Below are 5,655 nucleotides of genomic sequence, written 5' to 3' on the forward strand. Positions count from 1 at the left end.
AACGTCTACTGGCCGCAGGCAAATCCAAACTCACAGCGCTCGGTGCCCTCATGCGCCACATCATCGTCATCGCAAATGCAAGGCTCAAAGAGTACGAAAACAATCAATCAAGACTGACTTGATGAGGGAGATCGGGGTTCCCCGCAGAGTGACTGACGATAGCGTCATGGTGGATGCCGCGCCACTTGGCACCCCTACCTCTACCCTTGTGGGAGAGGAAGAAAAATCATGGTCTTAGCAACGCTAAGTCATAGATTTTTCAGGTGAGGGGTTGTTACCCCTGCAACGCCTATTGCGTTACACCAGCAGCCCCAACAAACTCTCCTCATACCTCGTGCTTGTCACAGGTATCCAGCCGACGCGCGTCTGCGCGGCGAAAGAGTCTTCTCATCCCCAAGACTGGGGCTGGGCCTGGATCTCTGTGACGAGCACAGAGATGAGGGAGGCCGTGGTTTACGCTCGCCGCCTTACCTCTACCCTTGTGGGCGAGGAAGAAAAATCATGGTCTTAGCAACGCTAAGTCATAGATTTTTCAGGTGAGGGGTTGTTTCCCCTGCAACGCTTATTGCGTTACACCAGCAGCCCCAACAAACTCTCCTCATACCTCGTGCTTGTCACAGGTATCCAGCCGACGCGCGTCTGCGTGACGAAAAGAGTCTTTCCATTCCCAAGACTGGGAATGACTGGACTCCTGTAACGAGTACAGGAGTGAGGGAGGTCGGGGTTATCCACCGAACTACATCGATGGCGTCACGGTTGGAGCATCACACACCCCCACTCAATCCGCCCATTCCTGATCGGCGGTGAACACGATTGTCAGCCAGCGGTCGGGGCCTTCGTCGCCAATGCGTGCGCCGATTTCATCGCGTATCGCATCCCACTCGCTCAAACTTTTGGCCGGCAGGGTCTTCGGCGCAATGAAAAACAGCTCGATCTGCTTGGCGCGGCCCACCTTGGCAACATAGGCGCGGTGCGCCGTAAAGCCGTATTTCGCCACGATGTCCCTGGCAATCACATCCACGCCGTCGCGCAGTTCCGTAGGGGCCACCAGCAGAATATCGGCCACCGCCTGGCGCACATTGGCAATGGGTGTGGGCAAAATGAACACGCAGGCCAGCGCCAGCACCGCCGGGTCAACGTAAGGCGCAAGCCACGCAAACTGCGTGCCTTCAATGGCGTAACCGATCACAAAGGCCACCAAAAGCGATGCGGTCAAGCCCGCCGTCATGAACCACGCCTTGGCGTCCAGATCCACAAAGCCGGATTTCACCTCGCCGTTGGCCCGCCGCAGGAAGAAACCGGCACTCAGCGCCACCACGGTTGCCACAGATGCAAATATCATCGCCGGACCGAAATCGACCACGCGGCCACCGTCAAGAATGCTTGAAATCGCACCCACCAGCGCCACACCGGCGGCACCCATCAACAGGCTGCCGTTGAGGCCCAGAACCATCGGTTCCAGATGCCAGAACCCGACCGAAAACCGGTCGATGAACTTGCTCTTTTGGCCGCTTGCGGGCGATGGCGCGGCAGACGACGTAATCAACCGCGCAACCAGCAGCGCAATGACAGTCATGAAAGCATCAGTCAGCGCGTAAACGCCATCAAACATGATGGCGGCGGAACCGGAGGTGAAACCAATGATAACGCCGAAGGCGGCCATCATCACCGTCAGGCCGATGGAGAGTTTAAGCAGGGATTGTTCGTTCATGATATTTATTCCGTAAGGGCCAGAGCGGCACTGTCAGCCTCAAGCGACACGTCACCATGACGGGACATGCGGGATATGCCGGCAACCAGCACATCAACCGTGGTGCTAAACGCTGCCTCTGGCGGTATTTCCGATAAAAAGGGCGCAATGCGCCGTGTGGCAGGGTAGTCTTGTTCATCCAGCTGCAAAAAGGCCTGCGCGTCCTCACCGGCCACCCGGCCCATGAAGCCGGATATCTCGGCCGTGATCAGCCCGATGATCGAGGCATACCAGCCAAGCCCGATGGGCAGCGCCATTTCAGGCGCCAACCCGGCATCCTGCAAGGCGCTCTGCACCGTTTCAATGTGCCGGTATTCGGCAGAACCGGATGAAAGAAAGCGCGACATGGACTGGAATGTCTGCGGGTGGGCCAGCGCAACACGGCGATATTCAAAGGCAATATGGCGCAGCCGGTCTTGCCAGGGCAAATCAGGCTGGGGTGGCTCAAGCCGCGCCACCATCTGGTCGGAAAGCGCGCGCAACAACCCGTCCTTGGACTTGCAGTGGTAGAGAATTGTCATGGGGTCGCAGCCCAGCGCATCTGCCAGTTTACGCAGACTGAACTGGCGTTCGCCAAGGCTTTCCATAAGCACTGCCGCCGCCTCAATGATCTGCGCCCGCGTCAACATCTGGCACCTCTGTCCGTTGTCCTGACTTTGTTCTACGGTGTAGAGTTCTACAGTGTAGAATAAGAAAAATCAATGCCTTGGGCTTGCTGTGTGGCGTAACAGCGCGTGGGTGCGCCACATAAAACGCGGTCGTTTCAAATTGTAACGATTTGTTTTTGCAACGTTTAAAGGCTGGTTTGTTATCTCCCCATCAAGGCAAATGGGGGTTTTGAAATGTCGAGAGAAGCAAGCAATGCAGTGGGTGCCGGCGCGGTTATGAGTGCGGGCATTGCCACAGGTGTGGTGGGTGGCGCATCGGCCGCAGGCGGCATCATGAACATCGTCCGCAAGGTCGTTATCGCCGGTGATCAGGGCTGGGACCGCGACGGAATTTTCATCTGCTCAAAATTCGCGTTCAACTTCCGCACCCGCCAGGTGTTTGACGGCAAGGAAATGCACGCCTTTGAAGACATCACCAGCTACAGCTGGGACGAGCACATCATCAAGATCAGCATTCGCGGCCGCATCGAACCAAAGGCCATCAATGTCGGCATGCCGGAACGCTGCCAGATGATTGCCAAGATATTGGAGGATATCTGGGCTGGCGTGTCTTACGAGCCGGAAAAGAAGCGCCTGTTGCCAACCTTCCGCAAGCGCGTGCACCGGGTCAAGATCCGCACGGCCTTCCGTTATGCCATCCGCAGTTTCTTCCTAGGCATCTTTCTCGGCATTCCCATCACCGGTGAAATAGGCCTCCATGGCGATCCACGCTTCTTCGGGGTGCTGTGGTTCATGGCCGGCGTTTTTGCGCTGTCTGTAGCATGGCGCAAGTTCAAACCGGTGAAAGAACCGGTCTGGCAACCCGCTGCCTGATAGAATTCAGGACACGACTAGGGCAGGGATGACGTCGAGTGGTTGGTTGGCTTTGGACAACAGCATCGCTCCACGCGTCCCTCTTTCCTATCCTCGGGCATGACCCGAGGATCAGTCACAGGAATCCAGGCCAACCCAAGTCCTTGGGCTGAAAAGACTCTTCCGTCGCGCAGACGCGCTCCGCTGGGTCTCTGTGACAAGCACAGAGAAGAGGGGAGAATGTTTCAACGTCACCGTCCACTCAAACGTCATTGCTGCGTCAGGCCCGAGTAAGTGAAGCGAGAGATGAGGGATGCCGTGCCACTTGGCACCTCTACCTCTACCCTTGTGGGAGAGGAAGAAAAATCATGGTCTTAGCTACGCTAAGTCATAGATTTTTCAGGTGAGGGGTTCTTTTTGTCCCCATGCTCGTCACTCGCTCGACGTCATACCTGGGCATGTCCCAAGTATCTAACCACGTCTCGTGAAACGAAACATATTTGGCTGGCGTGATTAAATCCTCGCTACCGCGGCGAAGATGACGAAGCACCGCAACTTGTCATGCCTCAAGGCCATGAAACAATGAAGCGCAGCCAGTGTTCGCCATCATCAGAGCAACCTTCATACAACACGTCGGCCAAGCCATTTTTCTGTCTGTGGGTCCCCTTTGCCGATAGGCAATACCGACTTTGCGATGGTGAACGCTCTTCCACAGGCCCGAATTCCAACCCGCAGTTCGAAGCAAATTCGGTGTATATGCCAAACAGCTCAATCAGGCTTTGTTTGGTTTCCTCCGGCCCCATGACCATCGTTGAATCCGTCTTGCATAACACTTTGATGTCGTCAGGATCAGCCGTCCGAACCGCGCACTCTTCAAAATTCTTCGCAATGAACGCCAGATTCACATCGTTCTTTGTGTTAAGCGAGAGATTGCGCAACCCGTCACGAAATCGGTCTGATGTTACCTCGTTGAAGGACTTGCAAAATTGATCAATATCTTCTTGGGCAGATGCAGCGCCACAAAACAGAAAAAATACAAGCGCAACGCGTAATCTCATTTTATCAAACCTTTACAAAAAGAACTCGCAGCCGTTGCTCCGCCCATACACTGGCGGCACATGGTGGGGCTAATATGGTAAGAACACTCGTCGCGCGATACGCTGCCACTTGAAGCATTCGGCTGCTCTTCACCCTGTATCTTCAACCACTGTGGATTGTCAGGGTTCATCTTGCGCAGCTGCTCGTTTATCCACTCGCGGTGATACGACACGTGAAAGAAAGAGAGCGCATTGGAACACAGCGGAATATTGCTTTCCTTTTTCCAAAATTTCAGCGCCTCTTTCATGTCGTCAGGAAGCTTTCCGTAGCCATCTGCAGATGACTGAATTCCCAGCAAATAATGGACTTCAAGACCGGCAATGACTTGATCGGTGCCTGATATGGTAACCGGGCTTCCCGAGTCTCCCATGCATATCAGGGCCGTTTTCGGGACCAGGCTGCTCATCATGAAATGGTCCAATCCATCCGCCTTTTTAGGTCTGGCCATCTCGGTAAACCACATTTCGGAAACTGGTTTGTAAATGGCATCCCGACCATGGCCGAAAATGTAATATTTCGGCCCATCCGCACGTTCCAAAGTTGCGTCCCACTCCGGCGGAACGATCGTGACCGGCTTGGCATAATCGGAAGGTCTTTCAAGCTGGATTAGCGCCAGGTCGTGATACTGGCTGGCCTCGCTTCTTGTGAAGCTGAAATACATCGGCTCGGGATAACCGCCATTATAGAGCGGATGAACCACCCATTTTTTTGCCTCTATCGTATCAACCTTAACCGGGGCCGCGCTTTTGAGAAACTTGACCAACACATGCCGCGCCTTCGATACGCAGTGCCCGGCCGTGATGATGATGTCAGGGGCAATGGCGGCCCCAAGACATTGGCTGAACTGCGGGTCACCCTTGTTTTTATAGGCCTGGATCGACACGACAAAACCGGATGCATTGCCAAGCGGATCTTGCGACACATTGATGCCGTCAACCATGGCGCGGGCCGGCTGTGGCACAAACAGCAGTGAAACTGCCATCAGCATAGCGCTTAAAAACGTGAGGGCATTCCATGCCCGCAAGCCGGTACTCTGCGTATTGTCCATCGTTCCCCAAAACCCCCGGCGTCTATTTCATTGTGGATGCCCGCTCACCCAACGCCGCTGCAGAAGCGTAAACCGTGAAGGCACCGTGAGCATCCCCAATTTGGGTGAGAGGTTTTGGGTTTTTTTGGTGAAAATGACGGCGGGTCGGGGCGGCAATATTGCTCCACCTTCACCTCATCAAGTCAGTCTTGATTGATTGTTTTCGTACTCTTTGAGCCTTGCATTTGCGATGACGATGATGTGGCGCATGAGGGCACCGAGCGCTGTGAGTTTGGATTTGCCTGCGGCCAGTAGACGTT

Annotated in this window: 5 protein-coding genes; 1 reads left to right on the top strand and 4 read right to left on the bottom strand. The window is 54.9% G+C overall.

Features of this window, described 5'->3' with window-relative positions:
• Positions 1 to 778 precede the first annotated feature (778 nt).
• Positions 779 to 1,711 carry a cation diffusion facilitator family transporter gene (locus HGO37_RS26270; RefSeq protein WP_250985954.1) on the bottom strand — a complete coding sequence of 311 codons (933 nt, stop codon included), beginning with the start codon at positions 1,709 to 1,711 and terminating at the stop codon, positions 779 to 781.
• A gap of 5 nt (positions 1,712 to 1,716) precedes the next feature.
• A complete protein-coding gene (locus HGO37_RS26275; RefSeq protein WP_250985955.1) occupies positions 1,717 to 2,379 on the bottom strand; it encodes a WHG domain-containing protein in 663 nt (220 codons plus the stop codon).
• A gap of 213 nt (positions 2,380 to 2,592) precedes the next feature.
• Here HGO37_RS26275 and HGO37_RS26280 point away from each other — a divergent pair, with 213 nt between their 5' ends.
• Positions 2,593 to 3,231: a hypothetical protein gene (locus tag HGO37_RS26280; protein WP_250985956.1), complete on the top strand. Its 639-nt coding sequence runs from the start codon at positions 2,593 to 2,595 to the stop codon at positions 3,229 to 3,231.
• A 545-nt stretch (positions 3,232 to 3,776) separates the two neighbouring features.
• Here the strand turns inward: HGO37_RS26280 and HGO37_RS26285 are convergent.
• Entirely contained in the window at positions 3,777 to 4,268 is a 492-nt protein-coding gene (locus tag HGO37_RS26285; RefSeq protein WP_250985957.1) for a hypothetical protein, read from the bottom strand.
• Complete coding sequence (locus tag HGO37_RS26290) at positions 4,265 to 5,248, bottom strand: trypsin-like serine peptidase (RefSeq protein WP_250985958.1); 984 nt, start codon at positions 5,246 to 5,248, stop codon at positions 4,265 to 4,267. The genes HGO37_RS26285 and HGO37_RS26290 overlap by 4 nt, the downstream gene beginning before the upstream one ends.
• Between the last annotated feature and the right edge of the window lie 407 nt (positions 5,249 to 5,655).

The organism is Rhizobium sp. CG4, assembly GCF_023701965.1.
Taxonomy (GTDB): Bacteria; Pseudomonadota; Alphaproteobacteria; order Rhizobiales; family Rhizobiaceae; genus Agrobacterium.